We start from the raw sequence: 18087 nt of genomic DNA, 5'->3' as shown, positions 1-18087 counted from the left end.
AAGCTAATATAAGTCTTATAACTTAAGGACTTCTCTTTTTTTTAACTTTTAACGTCCAAAAAGAACATTTCATACCTTTTTTGTAATTTTTTAATGTTTTTTTGAGTAAAATCTATTCTTTATTCAAAATAATAACACTGTTAGTTTGTCATAGCCCTGATGGAAGTGGAAAGCCTTTTGAAGTGAAATTACATTTTTTTTAGATAAAAAGAGCGACCAAAGGAAGCTCCTTTTTATCGTTAAAAAAAAGAAATTTCACGAAAAAGCTTGAAACGGAGAGCAGGAAATAGCTCCAAAAAAAACTCCCAAGTTTCCTTGAGAGTTTTGAAATAAATTATTTAAATGCTTATGCTTTTCCGGCAGCAGCAATCAAGTTTAATGCTGAACCTGCGATGAACCAACCAATTTGTCCTGCGTTGTACGTGTGGTTTGCTAAGATAATATCCTTAGTTCCATCAGCGTGAACAAATTCTAATGTTAATGGTTTTCCTGGAGCAAAATCAATTAAGTCTGTGAAGTTGATGGTGTCATCTTCCTGGATTTTATCGTAATCCGATTCAGTAGCAAATGTCAATCCTAAAAGGCCTTGTTTTTTAAGGTTTGTTTCATGGATACGAGCAAATGATTTTACCAATACAGCTTTCACACCTAAGAAACGCGGTTCCATGGCTGCATGTTCACGAGAAGATCCTTCTCCGTAGTTGTGATCGCCCACAACAATTGAAGGAACACCAGCTGCTTTGTAAGCACGCGCTACAGCCGGAACTGCATCGTAAGTACCAGTCAACTGATTTTTAACGGTATTGGGTTTTTGGTTGAATGCATTGATGGCACCAATCAACATATTATTAGAGATGTTATCTAAATGCCCACGGAAACGCAACCATGGCCCAGCCATAGAAATGTGATCTGTAGTACATTTTCCAAAAGCTTTGATCAATAATTTAGCCCCTGTAATATTTTTTCCATCCCAAGGCAAAAACGGAGCTAACAATTGCAAGCGCTCTGAAGTTTCACTCACAGAAACCTGAACTCTTGAACCATCAACAGCTGGCGCTTGAAAACCTGGATCTTCGGCATCAAATCCTTTTGGAGGTAATTCATTTCCTGTTGGCGCATCCAGCATTACTTCTTCCCCATTTTCATTAATTAAGGTATCCGTCAATGGGTTGAAACCCAGATCTCCGGCAATAGCCAAAGCGGTTACCAATTCAGGAGAGCCTACAAATGCCAAAGTGTTTGGATTTCCATCGGCACGTTTGGAGAAGTTACGATTGAAAGAGTGAACGATAGTGTTGCGCTCTTCTTTTTCAGCCCCTTCTCTATCCCACATTCCGATACACGGTCCGCAAGCGTTCGCAAAAACTGTTGCTCCCATTTTATCGAAAATATCGATAAATCCGTCACGTTCTATGGTATAACGAACTACTTCAGATCCTGGAGTAATGGTAAATTCAGATTTTATTTTTAAATTTTTATCTGTAACTTGTTTTGCCAATGAAGCAGCACGAGCGATATCTTCGTAGGAAGAGTTGGTACAAGAACCTATCAAACCTACTTCAATTTTCAAAGGCCAGTTATTTTTGATTGCTTCTTCTTTCATTTTAGAAATTGGAGTAGCTAAATCAGGGGTATAAGGACCGTTTAAATGGGGTTCTAATTCGTCTAAGTTGATTTCGATTACTTGGTCAAAATACAATTCTGGATTTGCATATACTGCTGGATCACCTGTTAAATACGGTGCAATTTTATCCGCTGCATCTGCTACATCAGCTCTATTAGTAGAACGCAAATAACGCCCCATGGAAGCGTCATAACCAAATGTAGAAGTAGTAGCACCAATTTCGGCACCCATATTACAGATCGTTCCTTTTCCAGTACAAGACATGGAAGTTGCTCCTTCGCCAAAATACTCCACGATAGCACCTGTCCCACCTTTTACAGTAAGAATACCGGCTACTTTAAGGATTACGTCTTTTGGCGCTGTCCAACCGGAAAGTTTTCCAGTTAATTTTACTCCAATTAATTTAGGAAATTTTAATTCCCAAGCCATTCCTGACATCACATCAACCGCATCAGCACCACCAACACCAATGGCTACCATTCCTAAACCTCCTGCATTAACAGTATGAGAATCAGTACCGATCATCATTCCGCCTGGAAATGCATAATTTTCAAGCACTACCTGGTGAATAATTCCGGCTCCTGGTTTCCAGAAACCAATTCCGTATTTATTAGATACTGAAGAAAGGAATTCAAACACTTCATTACTTTGTGTTTTTGCTCTGGCCAAATCAGTTACTGCATCCACTTTTGCCTGGATCAAGTGATCACAATGCACTGTTGTAGGAACCGCTACTTTAGTTTTACCGGCATGCATGAACTGCAATAATGCCATTTGAGCGGTTGCATCCTGACAAGCCACTCTGTCTGGAGCAAAATCAACATAATCAGCACCTCGGGTAAAAGCTTGTGAAGGCATTCCATCCCAAAGGTGATTGTACAATATTTTCTCCGTTAATGTAAGCGGATGGCCAACTATTTCGCGTGCTTTATCAACACGAGTAGTCATGTTGTCATACACTTTTTTAATCATTTCAATATCAAAAGCCATATCTAATTATTTTCTGTTATTATATTTTAGAACCACAAGGTACAAAAAAAATGAAGACCTATTAAAATAAAAAAAGCCTGAGTCTGTCGAAAGACCCAAGCTTTTTAATAGTATTAACAAAAATTAATTATTACCTAACCAATAACTTATGAGATGGTGCAAACTGCGTTAGATTTATACCTTTTACTGCAGCTTTGTATTCCTCAAGAGTTGGGGTTCTGCCTAAAATTGTAGACAACACAACAACCGGTGTTGATGAAAGTAACGATTCTCCTTTTTTACCTTCCGTATCTTCAACAACTCTTCCTTGGAAAAGGCGAGTAGATGTTGCCATTACAGTATCTCCTTTTGCTGCTTTTTCTTGGTTACCCATACATAAATTACAGCCTGGACGCTCTAGGTATAGAATATTTTCATATCCTGTACGTGCCTCGCCTTTAGGAGCATTATCATCAAATTCAAAACCAGAATACTTTTGTAAAACTTCCCAGTCTCCTTCAGCTTTAAGTTCATCTACAATATTATAAGTAGGAGGCGCAACAACAAGCGGTGCTTTAAACTCTACTTTACCGTGTTGCTCATCTATATTTTTTAGCATTTGAGAAAGAATCTTCAAATCGCCTTTGTGTACCATACAAGATCCTACAAAACCAAGATCTACTTTTTTTACACCACCGTAAAAAGAAAGTGGCCTAATGGTATCGTGCGTATAACGCTTAGAAACATCCGCGTTATTTACGTCTGGATCTGCAATCATAGGCTCAGCAACGATATCTAAATCGATTACAACTTCCGCAAAATATTTTGCATTAGCATCCGGTATCAAAGCTGGTTTATCACCTGATCTGATGGCTGCGATTCTATTATTAGCGATAGCAATTAATCCTTTAAGAACTTGGTTCTCGTTATCCATTCCTTTGTCAATCATGATCTGGATTCTGCCTTTGGCAATCTCTAATGATTCGATCAAAGTATCATCCTCAGAAATACAAATAGAAGCTTTCGCCTTCATTTCTGCAGTCCAATCTGTAAAAGTAAAGGCCTGATCGGCAGTGAGTGTTCCTAAATGAACCTCAATAATTCGTCCTTGAAATACATTCTCTCCACCAAATTGCTTCAGCATTTGAGATTGGGTAGCATGAACAACATCACGGAAATCCATATATTCTTTCATATCCCCTTTAAAGGTAACTTTTACTGATTCCGGAATTGGCATTGAAGCCTCACCCGTAGCTAGCGCGAGTGCAACTGTTCCTGAATCAGCTCCAAAGGCAACCCCTTTAGACATTCTCGTATGAGAGTCACCCCCAATAATAATCGCCCACTCATCAACAGTAATGTCATTAAGAACCTTGTGAATCACATCAGTCATTGCGTGATAGTTCCCTTTAGGGTCACGAGCTGTAATCAAACCAAAATCATTCATAAACTTCATCAATCTTGGAATGTTTGCTTTGGATTTATTATCCCAAACTGATGCTGTATGACAACCGGATTGGTATGCACCATCAACAATTGGAGAAATCACAGTAGCAGCCATAGACTCTAATTCCTGAGAAGTCATTAAGCCTGTAGTATCTTGCGAACCTACTATGTTTACTGTAACGCGCACATCAGAACCTGCATGTAAAACTTTCCCTGGGGTTGAACCAACTGCATTTTTATTAAATATTTTTTCTACTGCGGTAAGACCTTGTCCTTCAATAGAAATTTCTTTTGACGGAGCAAATACCGATACGATATCAATTCCTAAAGTCTTTGATGCAAAAGTTTGTAGTTTTTTTCCAAATACAATAGCGTAAGATCCACCCGCTTTAATAAATTCCATTTTCTGAGGCGTAAATGCCTTAGAAATATCAATTAATTCTTTATCGCCGTTATAGAGCTTCTTAGTTTTTGTATTTATGGTCAGCACTGTTCCTGTTGCAACAGAATAAACTTCTTCCAAAATAGGCTCACCATTTTCATTGCGGACTACCGTTCCATTTGCATCTGTTTTCTTAACCCAGTTTTGAAGATCCAGACCAATACCACCCGTCACATCAACAGTAGTAAGGAAAATTGGGGAAATACCGTTAGTTCCAGCAACAATTGGAGCTATGTTTATGAATGGGACATAAGGACTTGCTTTTTTACCTGTCCAAAGAGCCACATTATTCACTCCTGACATCCTTGAAGAGCCTACACCCATAGTTCCTTTTTCGGCAATCAACATAACACTTTTGTCTGGGTGTTGCGCTTGAAGCGCTTTAATTTCACCTTGAGCTTCAGGCGAAATCAAACATTTTCCATGTAGCTCACGATCAGAGCGTGAATGTGCTTGGTTACCCGGAGAAAGTAAATCTGTCGAAATATCTCCTTCACCAGCAACATAGGTAACAACCTGAATTTCCTCAACCACCTCTGGCAGCTTCGTAAAGAATTCCGCCTTAGCGTAACTCACTAAAATTTCCTTTGCAAACGCACTACCGTTTTTAAATGCCGCCTCTAAGCGATCGGTATCAGCTTCATAAAGAAATACTTGTGTCTTTAGAACTTCTGCCGCCACTTTTGCAATTGTGATTTCATTTCCTAAAGCTAAGTCAAGCAAAACTTTGATTGAAGGACCACCTTTCATCTGTGATAATAACTCTAATGCAAAAGCTGGTGTTATTTCATCCACTACTGATTCACCAAGAACAATCTCCTTCAAAAAAGACGCTTTTACGCCAGCTGCAGGTGTTGTCCCAGGAACCGTATTATAAATAAAAAACGAAATTGAATCCTTGCGATTTGCGTTATTTGAATCTTTAATTTGCATAATGATTTCGCTTACTAAATCAGCGCTATCAATTGGCTTTGGATTAAGTCCCTGAGTTTTTCTGTCTTCGATTTCTTTCAGATAATCGTTATAAATGTTCATAGTAAATTGTTTTCAATGTTAAAAGCTATTTATTTTAATGTACTCAAAATTAAAAGCCATGATGCGTAGTTTTTATTCACGTCGCAAATTTAGCTCTTTAAGATGATATTTAAAAAAAATTAATAGATGTGGTTTTTTCAAATGATATTATTACTAAATACTGATTTTTACCCTTTATAATTAAATAATTTTAAAAAATTTAACTATAAACTGATTAATCCCTAAAGAATTAATTACATTCTAACTAGTATCAGATCATAAAAACCATTATAACTAAGAAAACGTTGTAGTTCCTGTCTAAAAATAAGAACCGAGTACCAAAAAAAAGTCAAACCAACTTAGCAATTATCATTTCTTCGGTAATTCCTTCGGCATCTGCTTTGTAATTTTTAATAATTCGATGGCGTAAAATCCCGGTGGCTACCGCTTTCACATCTTCAATATCCGGCGAAAATTTTCCATTGAAAGCAGCGTTGGCTTTGGCTGCCAAAATCAAATTTTGAGATGCTCGGGGCCCCGCTCCCCAATCGAGATAGTTTTTTACAAACTCATTTGATAATGGATTTTCAGGACGAGTTTTACTCACTAATGTCACGGCATATTCAATTACATTATCAGCCACGGGAATTCTGCGAATCAAATGTTGAAAATCAATAATTTCTTGTGCAGTAAACAATGGATTGATCGTGTTTTTGATGTCTGATGTCGTGCGTTTTACTACTTGAACTTCCTCTGCAAAAGAAGGATATTCCAGCTTTATAGCAAACATAAACCGATCCAATTGAGCTTCAGGCAAAGGATATGTTCCTTCTTGTTCTATTGGGTTTTGCGTGGCCAAAACAAAATAAGGCAAGGCTAACTTGTAGTTTTCACCCGCAATAGTCACAGCGCGCTCCTGCATGGCCTCCAGCAAGGCTGCCTGTGTTTTGGGTGGTGTTCGGTTTATCTCATCTGCCAGAACAATATTAGAAAAAATAGGCCCTTTTATAAATTTAAATTGACGGTTCTCCTCTAATATTTCACTGCCCAAAATATCAGAGGGCATCAAATCCGGTGTAAACTGAATTCTTTTAAAATCAAGACCTAATGCTTGCGCCAGCGTATTTACCATTAATGTTTTAGCTAATCCAGGCACTCCTACTAACAAAGCATGTCCCCCAGAAAAAATACAAAGCAAAATTTGATCTACTACAGCATCCTGTCCAACTATGATTTTTGCGATTTCCTTTTTCAGCTCATTCCTTTTTTGAACTAGGTTGTGTATTGCTGCTACGTCTGACATTTATAAAAATTTAAAATTAAAAAAGAGTTAGCGTTATGAAATCATAAAACTAACTCTTTTTATTTATTTTATTGAAAAAAAAATATTTGCGATTCCTCTCACATAAGTAAGTCGAAAGTTTAAAAGTCGTAAAGTCAAAAGAATTAACTTTAAGCAAAACAGCTTTAAATCAGATTTTTACATGATTTTATCCTGATTTTAAAATACGACATTATACCATGGTTATTACTTAATGTGTTCTTGTGGTAAATTATTTCTTTATCCAGTTGTTTGTAAAAGCACAATCTCTGTATTCTCCAATGATTTTGATATACGTTTCTTTAATTTTATCTCCAAACCATTTCCCAATAGCTGTAATTTGCTTGTCTTTCAAAGCTAAATCTTTAATTTTGATGTAATCATTTGCGTAATCAGCAGTATGCTCTTCTATTCTATTGGTCACGGTAATCAATTTGAATTTCTTTTTACCTTCTTCACCTTGGTCTAAAATGGGAAGTGAAATCTCGCCTTCTTTCAAATTTGACACTTGACTGTAAAAAGCGGGGTCCATTTTCGTCAATTCAAAACGGGTATCCTGCGTTTTTGGATTAATCAATGCGCCTCCATTGGCTCTTGTTTCTTTCTCGTCAGATAAAGTCCTTGCTGCTTCCTCAAAAGTAATTTCTTTATCTTCGATTCTTTTTCTGATCAAAGTGATTTTTTCTTTAGCTTCATTCAAAGCTTCCTCTGTTACAGTTGGACTCAATAATATGTGACGCAATTCTACTTCTTGTCCTTTTATCTTTTCTATGTAAATAATGTGAAACCCAAAATCAGTTTCAAAAGGAGCGGATATCTCTCCCTCAGCCAGACTGAAAGCTACTTCTTTAAACTCTTTTACAAAAGGGGTCTTCCTGTTCATTTTATAATAGCCTCCATTTGCTCTTGAACCGGGATCTTGAGAATACAATACGGCTTTAGTTGAAAAGCTAGATCCTTCTAATATTTCTTTTTTAAACAAATTCAATCGATCAATTACCTTTTGTTTATCGGCAGCTGAAACTTTGGGAGTAATTATAATTTGTGACACTTCCATTTCTGCTCCAAAAAAAGGAAGATCAGCGGCAGGTATCTTTTTAAAGAAATTACGAACTTCTTCCGGTGTAATTTCTACTGCTTCAATAATTTTCTTCTGCATTTCTGACGTGAGCTTATTCTCTTTTAGAATATCTGAGAAATAGGTTCTGAATTCTTCTTCCGAATCTTTTTTATAATACTCCACCACTTTTTCCAGCGACCCGATTTGCTCTGTCATATAGCTCAATCGTTCTTCCATCATACCTTTTACTTCGGCATCAGTCACTACGATACTATCCTGAATGGCTTGGTGCGCATACAATTTATCTTCTAATAACTTCCCTAACATTTGGCATCTTGTAATGTCTTTTACAGAACCTCCCTGACTAGAAATTTCAAGATATGACTTGTCAATATCCGAATCTAATATAATATAATCTCCTACGGTACCAATAACCCCATCAATTTTTTGCTTCCCAGTAGATTGCGTTTTTTTAATAGGAACGATTACAGTATCCTTAATGATTTCTTGTGCCTGTAAAAGGCCACTGGAAAATAGCAAAAGAAAAAAAGGAAGAACAATTTTATTAATAATTTTCATTTGTATGTGTTTTATTGGCATTTTTCTAGTTTATTTTTATAATGAAGGATTTATATTCCCGACTTTAAAGTATGGCTTGTAAAAGCAATATTAATTTTTGCCAAATATACACTTTTAAGCTTCAGGAAATGAATTGCATTTGCATTCCAAATTACTTCCTTTTTTTTAAATTTAAAAGAGACAAAAATAACAATTCAATTATATAATACAAGTTTCCGTACTACTATTAACAAAAATTTATACACCCAATTATTCCCTGTTTGTTTCCGCTTCTAAATCCTAAAAAAGAGACTTTTAAAGACCTAAATAAAGGACTCCCTATTCCTTCATTTATGCTATCGAAACGGCAATCAATTATTTTCTTCTTTTTCCCAGCGCTTACTAATTATGAAACCTCTTTACTCGCGCATCTGCTGTTCCGTTCAAACAATCTAAAAGATAAAACTTTAACCTTTTTACTTCAAAAACAAAAATCCAGCTTTAAAAACCTCATTATAAGGATCCTTATTTAAAAAGTTCTCAACACTACAACGTTATCGCTACAAATTAAAAGCACTGCTTTACGAGTCCTTTGATAATTTTTATAAATTAGCTAAAAATGATATTTATTTAAAAAATAAACTTAAAAAATATATTATCACTATTATTTAATGCTTTTTGTTTTGATTTAAATAAAATTATGATTTAAATCGCAATCTATTCTTTCATAATGAATCTTATAGACTTAATACGCATCCTAATCGATTTTAATTAAAATGTCCCAAATTTATTAACTACCTTAATTTATCGTTTTATGAAAAAACCAAATTTCAAAATTTATTTATTGACCGCTTTACTTGCTGGCTTGTACTCCTGTAATTCAAATGATGATCTGGCAGACAATCCAACTGAAACGGCAACACAATTCAAAGTGGTTAATGTCACTAATCACGACGGACGGCCATTCAGCACTGGAGCATCAACTAATATACCAACTGGAAGATATGTTGCAAATCCCGGAGGTGGTGTAATGATGCAAGCTTTCTACTGGGATGTACCTGCCGGTGGAAACTGGTGGAATACTGTAAATACAAAAATAACAGATTGGTCAAATGCCGGCATTGGCTCTATCTGGCTTCCTCCGGTATCAAAAGCTCAAAACGGACCGTTTTCTATGGGCTACGATCCTACTGACTATTTTGATTTTGGGAATTACAATCAAAATGGCACGGTAGAAACCAGATTTGGTTCCCGTGCTGAATTAGAAAGCCTGATTACTAAAGTGCATTCTGAAAACATGCAGGTTTATGCGGATATGGTACTGAATCACAACAGTGGCGGACAATTAGAAAACAACCCTTTTACAGGAACACAAACCTACACAAACTTTACCGGTGTTGCTTCTGGAAAATTTCCAAGAACCAGTGCTGATTTCTATAAAAATGCGTACGGTAATAATGACGAAGGTTCCTTTGGGGGATTTCCAGATTTAGCCCATGTAGTACCAAATGTACAAGACTGGCTTTGGAAAAGAGCAGACGGAGTAGGGAAATACTATAAAAACACAATGAAATTTGATGGATGGAGATTTGATTACGTAAAAGGTTTTGCTCCGTGGGTCATAAAAGATTGGAATGCAAACGTTGGTGGTTTCTCCGTTGGTGAATTATGGGATTCTAACGTAAACATACTGAATGATTGGGCGAATAATGCCAACAGTTCCGTTTTTGATTTTGCGTGCTATTATAAAATGAACGATGCTTTCGACGGAAACAACCTAAATATTTTGAATGACGACATGATGTGGAAAAGAAACCCGCACAAAGCGGTTACTTTTGTCACCAACCATGACACTGATGAAATTTGGAAAAAAGAGCTAGCGTATGCCTACATCTTAACGCATGAAGGATACCCAACTATTTTTTACCGAGATTACGAAGAATGGCTTAATAAAACGAAAATGAATAACTTAATTTGGATTCATAACAACAAAGCTACTGGTAACACCTCTATTTTATATACTGATACTGATGAATACATCGCCCGTAGAAACGGATATAACGGCAATCCCGGATTAGTGGTTTACATCAATAATTCATCCACTTGGCAAGAACGATGGATTCAGACCAACTGGACTAATGCTCAAATCAAAGATTTTACAGGTAATTCAACTTGGCAGCCGACTACACAAGCAGACAAATGGGTCAAAATACAGTGTCCCCCAAATGGATATTCCATCTGGTCGATAAACATGTAACCCAAACTATTTTAAAGGCTGTCTATTTTGACAGCCTTTTTTATACCTAATAGCGTCATAAGCTATCTAATAAAATTTAAAAAAATCGACTGAAATCCATTTTCAAAACCCACATCATTAATTAAGAGGATACATTTTTTTAATTGGCATTTATAAATAGTACTTTTGCACACTATTGATATAAATATGGGCTTTTTAGAAGAAATACAACGCAGAAGAACTTTTGGGATTATCTCACATCCTGATGCCGGAAAAACAACACTTACAGAAAAACTCCTCCTTTTTGGTGGTGCGATTCAAGAGGCAGGTGCTGTAAAAAACAATAAAATCAAAAAAGGCGCTACCAGTGACTTTATGGAAATTGAACGCCAGAGAGGAATTTCGGTTTCTACTTCGGTTTTGGCTTTCAATTATAAAGACAAAAAGATAAACATTCTCGATACGCCAGGTCACAAGGATTTTGCGGAGGACACTTTTAGAACCTTAACAGCTGTTGACAGCGTTATTGTTGTAATTGATGTTGCCAAAGGTGTTGAAGAACAAACAGAGAAATTAGTGGCCGTTTGTAGAATGCGAAAAATTCCAATTATCGTATTCATCAATAAATTAGACCGAGAAGGAAAAGACGCTTTTGACTTGATGGATGAAGTGGAACAAAAGCTAGGTTTAACAGTTACGCCATTAAGTTTCCCAATAGGAATGGGCTATGATTTTCAAGGAATCTACAACCTTTGGGAACAAAACATCAACTTATTTAGCGGTGACAGCCGTAAAAATATTGAAGAAACAATTGCTTTTTCCGATGTTAAAAATCCGGAATTAGAGAAAATTATCGGTCAAAAACCAGCTGACAGCTTGCGGGAAGAACTAGAGTTGATTGATGAAGTTTATCCTAAATTTGATCGTCAGGATTATTTGGACGGAAAATTACAACCAGTTTTTTTTGGTTCAGCATTGAATAATTTTGGAGTTAGAGAATTATTGGACTGTTTTGTTCAAATTGCCCCATCACCAAGACCAAAAGATTCGGAAACCCGATTAGTAGATCCCAAAGAGGAAAAAATGACAGGATTTGTGTTTAAAATCCATGCCAATATGGATCCAAAACACAGAGATCGTCTGGCCTTTATAAAAATAGTATCCGGAACTTTCGAAAGAAACAAACCGTATTACCACGTGCGTCAGAAGAAAAACTTAAAATTTTCGAGTCCAAATGCTTTTTTTGCCGAAAAGAAAGAAATTGTAGACATTTCCTATCCAGGTGATATTGTTGGCTTACATGATACAGGAAATTTCAAAATTGGAGATACATTGACCGAAGGAGAAATTATGAGTTTCAAAGGAATACCGAGTTTCTCCCCGGAACATTTCCGATATATTAATAATGCTGATCCTATGAAAGCCAAACAACTGGACAAAGGAATCGATCAGTTAATGGATGAAGGTGTGGCGCAGTTATTTACTTTGGAAATGAACAACAGAAAAATCATTGGAACGGTTGGAGCCCTACAATACGAGGTGATCCAATACCGTTTAGAACACGAATATGGAGCAAAATGTACCTATGAAAATTTCCCCGTACACAAAGCATGTTGGGTAAAACCAAACGATCCAAAAAGCGAAGAGTTCAAAGAATTCAGAAGAATCAAACAAAAATTCTTGGCATATGATAAATACGGACAATTAGTATTTCTGGCTGATTCTGATTTCACAATTCAAATGACACAAAATAAATATCCAAATGTTAAGTTATTCTTTACTTCTGAATTTGAGTAATTCTTAATATAAAGTAAACCTGCCTAATGGAATTAAATGGTGGTCTTGAATAGCACAGACATAAAAAATAAAGGCATAAAAAAACGCTAATTTCTAAAATTAGCGTTTTTTTATGTTTTAAAATCGCATTATACTCAAGCAATCATGTTTTCTAAATTTACCGCTTTTTTCAAGAAAGCCTTGATTAGCAGCCTATTTGGAGCAACTCCTGATGTGATTATTTGTTTTTTAGCGTTTATTCCTTCTATAGAAATTGTGCTATTAGGATCTTGTTTTGAACCCATAAACCACAATATAAAATGCATACTGTTAGAATTTGAAGCAGAAACTGTTGAAACATTCGCTTGTTTTGTAGTTGTACCAACTGCTACTGTATTCACATCAACTAAATTTTTCTCAGTTTGTGCAAAAACAGAAATATTTGTTACTAGAATAAAAACAAGCAAAAGGAAACGATTACTTCCTGCATTTTTAGTTGTTTTTAAAGATAAATAGTTCATATCTCTTACAATTTTACAATAGACAGAATGTGTTTTTTCTATCTCGAACACGAAAGTATATCATTTATAAATGAGTCGGAAATATTTTCGATGAAGTGCCATTATACCCGTTCAAAGTACAAATAGGTTCTGTAAAATACAGATTTGATGGTTGGATGTACTAATTTATTCATAAAACCTACATACAAAAACAGCTAATTAACACCACGAATCAGAAATGAAATCAATAATTCTAGACTGAGAAAATAGCCTTAAATAAAAAAGGCTCCATTTCTGGAGCCTTTAAAGATATTATGCTTGTCCCGCAGGACCAAAATTAAGCGGAATCGGGGCTTGTTCAGTATCTTTTATTTCGCCATGAGCGACTTCAAAACGATGAATATTTTCTCCGATTGCTTTCAACAATCTTTTAGCATGCTGTGGTGTCAAGACAATTCTTGCTTTTACCTTAGCCTTAGGTATGCCGGGCATGATGCTTACAAAATCTAAAACAAATTCAGAAGACGAATGATTGATTATAGCCAAATTGGAATAAATTCCTTCGGCAATTTTCTCATCCAACTCAATGTTGATTTGTTCTTGTTGTTGATTTGAATTACTCATACTTAATAAATATATTCTTCTTTATTAGCCATCATATCGTTGTAATCTTCTTTTGAACCTACAATTGTATTGTCATATTCTCTCATACCCGTTCCGGCAGGGATTCTATGTCCAACAATTACATTTTCTTTCAATCCTTCTAAGTAATCGATTTTACCTGCAACAGCAGCTTCGTTCAATACTTTAGTCGTTTCTTGGAAAGAAGCCGCTGATATAAATGATTTGGTTTGAAGAGAGGCTCTTGTAATACCTTGTAAGACTGGTGTTGCAGTTGCAGTAACGACATCACGAGCCACAACAAGATTTTTATCGGTACGTTTCAAAAGAGAATTTTCATCGCGCAACTCACGAGGCGTAATAATTTGTCCTTCTTTCAAAGCGCCAGAATCGCCAGCATCTTCCACGACTTTCATACCATATAATTTATCATTTTGAAAGATAAAGTCTTTTGTATGAATTAATTGATCTTCTAAGAACAACGTGTCACCTGGATCTTGCACTCTTACCTTACGCATCATCTGACGTATTACTACTTCAAAGTGCTTGTCGTTAATTTTCACCCCTTGCAAACGGTATACTTCTTGAATTTCGTTAACCAAATACTGTTGAACAGCGGCTGGCCCTTGGATTCTTAAAATATCATCCGGAGTAATAGCACCATCTGACAACGGTACACCTGCTCTTACAAAGTCATTTTCCTGAACTAGAATTTGGCTTGATAATTTAACCAAGTATTTTCTAATGTCACCAAATTTAGATTCGATAACAACCTCACGGTTTCCTCTTTTGATTTTTCCAAAAGAAACAACACCATCAATTTCAGAAACAACTGCTGGGTTTGAAGGATTACGAGCTTCTAACAACTCAGTAATTCTAGGCAAACCTCCTGTAATATCTCCTGATTTAGAAGAACGACGCGGAATTTTCACCAACACTTTACCGGCTTTAATTTTTTCACCATTTTCAACCATCAAGTGGGCTCCAACAGGTAAGTTATACGAACGAATCAATTCATTGTCTTTACCGTAAACCAATAAAGTAGGAATTAATTTTTTAGCTCTGGATTCAGAAATTACCTTTTCTTGGAAACCAGTTTGCTCATCAATTTCAACCATGAATGATTGACCTTGCTCTAATTCTTCATAAGCAATCTTACCGGTAAACTCAGATACGATAACCCCATTATAAGGATCCCATTTACAGATCACATCTCCTTTAACAACAGACTGGCCGTCTTTAACGAAAATACTTGAACCGTAAGGAATATTATTTGTACTTAATAAAATACCTGTTCTTTCATCGATTAATTTCAATTCAGAAGAACGAGATACTACAATATCCACTGCATTACCTTCACTATCTTCTCCTTTAACAGTTTTTAAATCTTCAATTTCCAGTTTACCGTTAAATTTAGTAACGATACTAGACTCTTCAGAAATACCACCCGCAACCCCTCCAACGTGGAAAGTACGTAATGTTAACTGTGTTCCAGGTTCTCCAATAGATTGTGCTGCAATTACACCAACAGCTTCCCCTCTTTGTGTCATTTTTCCGGTAGCAAGATTTCTACCGTAACATTTGGCACAAATACCTTTTAGCGCTTCACAAGTTAACGGAGAACGCACTTCTACTTTCTCGATAGGAGAAGCATCAATTGCTTTCATGATAACCTCTGTGATTTGCTCCCCAGAATGAACTAAAATCTCACTGGTCAAAGGGTTGATTAAGTCTTGTAAAGCGACACGCCCTAAAATTCTTTCTCCAAGTGATTCTACAATTTCTTCATTTTTCTTCAATGCTGAAACTTCAACACCTCTTAATGTACCACAGTCTTCGATGTTTACAATAACATCTTGGGATACATCATGCAATCTTCTTGTTAAATATCCTGCATCGGCTGTTTTCAAAGCCGTATCCGCAAGACCTTTACGCGCACCGTGAGTAGAAATAAAATACTCAAGGATCGAAAGACCTTCTTTAAAGTTAGAAAGAATAGGGTTTTCAATAATTTCACCACCACCAGCAGTAGATTTTTTTGGCTTAGCCATCAAACCACGCATACCAGTTAACTGACGAATTTGTTCTTTGGAACCCCTTGCTCCAGAATCAAGCATCATATACACCGAGTTGAAACCTTGTTGGTCTTCTCTAATGTTTTTCATTGCAAGCTCTGTCAATTGTGCATTCGCAGAAGTCCATACATCAATAACTTGGTTGTACCGTTCGTTATTAGTAATCAAACCCATATTATAATTAGCAGAAATACCTTGAACTTGTTCTCTGGCATCTGCAATTAATTTAGGTTTTTGATCCGGAATTCTAATATCCCCAAGAGAGAATGACAAACCACCTTTGAAGGCAAATTTGTATCCCATGTCTTTCATATTATCTAAGAAGACCGCAGTTGTAGGTACATCGGTAGCGCTTAAAACGTGTCCGATAATATCTCTAAGGTTTTTCTTAGTCAATACATCATTGATATATCCTGCAGCTTCTGGTACTACTTCATTAAATAATACACGGCCTGCAGTAGTTTTAATAATTTGGAAAACTAATTCTCCTGCTTCATTAAAATGTTTTGCTCTAATTTTCACTGAAGCATTCAATTCTAATCTACCTTCATTCAAAGCAATATTTACTTCTTCCGCAGAATAAAAAGTGATCCCTTCACCTAAAATTTTAAGCTCAGGAGTAGATAAACGTTCTTTGGTCATATAATACAGACCCAAAACCATATCCTGAGAAGGTACCGTAATTGGAGCACCATTTGCAGGATTCAAGATATTGTGAGAACCCAACATTAATAGTTGCGCTTCCAAAATAGCTTCAGGTCCTAATGGCAAATGAACTGCCATTTGATCCCCATCAAAATCCGCATTAAATGCAGTACATACTAAAGGGTGCAATTGGATTGCTTTTCCTTCAATTAATTTTGGTTGGAATGCTTGGATACCTAAACGGTGCAAAGTAGGAGCACGATTCAGTAATATTGGGTGACCTTTGATTACATTTTCAAGGATATCCCAAACTACAGGCTCTTTCTTATCTATTATTTTTTTAGCGGATTTAACCGTTTTTACAATTCCTCTTTCTATCAATTTACGGATAACGAAAGGTTTGTATAATTCAGCTGCCATATCTTTAGGGATACCACATTCAGACAATTTCAATTCTGGTCCAACAACAATTACCGAACGAGCAGAATAATCCACACGTTTACCTAGTAAGTTTTGACGGAAACGACCTTGTTTTCCTTTTAGGGAATCCGAAAGTGATTTCAATGGACGGTTTGATTCTGTTTTTACTGCAGATGCTTTACGCGTATTGTCAAAAAGTGAATCTACCGATTCCTGCAACATACGTTTCTCGTTTCTTAAAATAACTTCCGGAGCTTTAATCTCCATTAATCTTTTCAAACGGTTGTTACGTATAATTACACGACGGTATAAATCATTCAAATCTGAAGTTGCAAAACGACCTCCATCAAGTGGCACAAGCGGACGTAATTCTGGCGGAATAACGGGTACCACTTTCATAATCATCCATTCCGGACGGTTTTCACGGTTCAAGTTAGACTCACGGAAAGATTCCACAACTTGTAATCTTTTTAATGCTTCCGTTTTACGTTGTTTAGACGTTTCATTGTTAGCATTGTGTCTTAATTGGTAAGACAATTGATCTAAATCAATTCTTGCCAATAAGTCCATAATACATTCTGCTCCCATTTTGGCAACAAATTTATTAGGATCAAAATCATCAAGATATTGGTTGTCAGCAGGAAGCGTATCTAAAATATTTAAATATTCTTCTTCCGTCAAAAAGTCTAATCTTTGTACTGATTCACCTTCTGCATTTTTAGCGATACCAGCTTGGATTACTACGTATCTTTCGTAGTAAATAATCATATCTAATTTCTTAGATGGAAGTCCAAGGATATAACCAATTTTGTTTGGAAGAGAACGGAAATACCAGATATGAGCAATAGGCACAACAAGATTGATGTGACCTACTCTGTCTCTTCGTACTTTTTTCTCCGTTACTTCTACACCACAACGGTCACAGATGATTCCTTTGTAGCGAATTCTTTTATACTTACCACAAGCACATTCAAAATCTTTTACTGGTCCAAAAATACGTTCACAGAAAAGACCATCACGCTCCGGTTTGTGCGTTCTATAATTGATAGTTTCAGGTTTCAATACTTCACCTCTTGATTCTTTCAAGATCGATTCAGGAGAAGCAAGTCCTATGGAGATTTTATTAAACCTTTTTACAGGGTTTTTATCTTTATTGTTATTATTTCTATTATTCATCATAGTTTTTACTATTGATTTATTTGCAATTAAAAAATTAATTTTATTTCAGTCTTAAAGTCAAATGTCATAAAGTTTTTAAAGCCACGGATGACTTTAGACTTTAGACTTTCAAACTTTAGACTTAAACATTACCTCGAATTACTTCTCTAAACTTCAAATAAAAATTTTGAAGTGCTATTTATAAAACCAATTGGGTTTAAA

The 18087-nt window shown here is 35.9% G+C and carries 9 protein-coding genes; 2 read left to right on the top strand and 7 right to left on the bottom strand.

Features of this window, described 5'->3' with window-relative positions:
• Window positions 1-346: 346 nt before the first annotated feature.
• The 4 genes from EKM01_RS03610 to EKM01_RS03595 form a co-directional block, all read right to left on the bottom strand.
• Window positions 347-2614, bottom strand: a complete 2268-nt coding sequence (locus EKM01_RS03610; protein ID WP_126555930.1) for an aconitate hydratase — start codon at window positions 2612-2614, stop codon at window positions 347-349.
• A 130-nt stretch (window positions 2615-2744) separates the two neighbouring features.
• Window positions 2745-5516: a bifunctional aconitate hydratase 2/2-methylisocitrate dehydratase gene (locus EKM01_RS03605; protein WP_126555933.1), complete on the bottom strand. Its 2772-nt coding sequence runs from the start codon at window positions 5514-5516 to the stop codon at window positions 2745-2747.
• Window positions 5517-5844: 328 nt separating this feature from the next.
• Window positions 5845-6798, bottom strand: coding sequence for a MoxR family ATPase (locus EKM01_RS03600; RefSeq protein WP_126463136.1), 954 nt, complete (start codon window positions 6796-6798; stop codon window positions 5845-5847).
• Between the two features lie 250 nt (window positions 6799-7048).
• Window positions 7049-8476, bottom strand: a complete 1428-nt coding sequence (locus EKM01_RS03595) for a peptidylprolyl isomerase (RefSeq protein ID WP_126463134.1) — start codon at window positions 8474-8476, stop codon at window positions 7049-7051.
• A gap of 772 nt (window positions 8477-9248) precedes the next feature.
• Between EKM01_RS03595 and EKM01_RS03590 the strand changes: the two genes are divergently transcribed.
• A complete protein-coding gene (locus EKM01_RS03590; RefSeq protein WP_126766844.1) occupies window positions 9249-10691 on the top strand; it encodes an alpha-amylase in 1443 nt (480 codons plus the stop codon).
• A gap of 186 nt (window positions 10692-10877) precedes the next feature.
• The gene (locus EKM01_RS03585) at window positions 10878-12467 is read left to right on the top strand and encodes a peptide chain release factor 3 (RefSeq protein ID WP_126766842.1); all 1590 of its coding nucleotides are present in this window, start codon (window positions 10878-10880) and stop codon (window positions 12465-12467) included.
• A 134-nt stretch (window positions 12468-12601) separates the two neighbouring features.
• On the opposite strand, the gene EKM01_RS03580 is transcribed toward EKM01_RS03585, so the two are convergent.
• The 3 genes from EKM01_RS03580 to rpoC all read right to left on the bottom strand — a co-directional run bounded on the left by EKM01_RS03580 (window position 12602) and on the right by rpoC (window position 17886).
• Complete coding sequence (locus EKM01_RS03580; protein ID WP_126766840.1) at window positions 12602-12967, bottom strand: hypothetical protein; 366 nt, start codon at window positions 12965-12967, stop codon at window positions 12602-12604.
• A 291-nt stretch (window positions 12968-13258) separates the two neighbouring features.
• Window positions 13259-13570 carry a DUF3467 domain-containing protein gene (locus EKM01_RS03575; RefSeq protein WP_126455867.1) on the bottom strand — a complete coding sequence of 104 codons (312 nt, stop codon included), beginning with the start codon at window positions 13568-13570 and terminating at the stop codon, window positions 13259-13261.
• 2 nt (window positions 13571-13572) lie between these two features.
• Window positions 13573-17886, bottom strand: coding sequence for a DNA-directed RNA polymerase subunit beta' (gene rpoC, locus EKM01_RS03570; protein WP_126561660.1), 4314 nt, complete (start codon window positions 17884-17886; stop codon window positions 13573-13575).
• Window positions 17887-18087: the final 201 nt, after the last annotated feature.

Origin of the sequence: Flavobacterium sp. RSP46 (assembly GCF_003984825.1) — a bacterium.
Lineage (GTDB): Bacteria > Bacteroidota > Bacteroidia > Flavobacteriales > Flavobacteriaceae > Flavobacterium.
The sequence above is the reverse complement of the archived record's forward strand: the minus strand, read 5'-3'. Positions and strand labels throughout refer to the sequence as shown.

Excerpts from the sequence above, each read along its gene's own strand:
- EKM01_RS03590 (WP_126766844.1), top strand. The coding sequence starts at position 9,249 with ATGAAAAAACCAAATTTCAAAATTTATTTATTGACCGCTTTACTTGCT.
- EKM01_RS03610 (WP_126555930.1), bottom strand. The coding sequence starts at position 2,614 with ATGGCTTTTGATATTGAAATGATTAAAAAAGTGTATGACAACATGACT.
- EKM01_RS03580 (WP_126766840.1), bottom strand. The coding sequence starts at position 12,967 with ATGAACTATTTATCTTTAAAAACAACTAAAAATGCAGGAAGTAATCGT.
- rpoC (WP_126561660.1), bottom strand. The coding sequence starts at position 17,886 with ATGATGAATAATAGAAATAATAACAATAAAGATAAAAACCCTGTAAAA.
- EKM01_RS03605 (WP_126555933.1), bottom strand. The coding sequence starts at position 5,516 with ATGAACATTTATAACGATTATCTGAAAGAAATCGAAGACAGAAAAACT.
- EKM01_RS03595 (WP_126463134.1), bottom strand. The coding sequence starts at position 8,476 with ATGCCAATAAAACACATACAAATGAAAATTATTAATAAAATTGTTCTT.
- EKM01_RS03600 (WP_126463136.1), bottom strand. The coding sequence starts at position 6,798 with ATGTCAGACGTAGCAGCAATACACAACCTAGTTCAAAAAAGGAATGAG.
- EKM01_RS03585 (WP_126766842.1), top strand. The coding sequence starts at position 10,878 with ATGGGCTTTTTAGAAGAAATACAACGCAGAAGAACTTTTGGGATTATC.
- EKM01_RS03575 (WP_126455867.1), bottom strand. The coding sequence starts at position 13,570 with ATGAGTAATTCAAATCAACAACAAGAACAAATCAACATTGAGTTGGAT.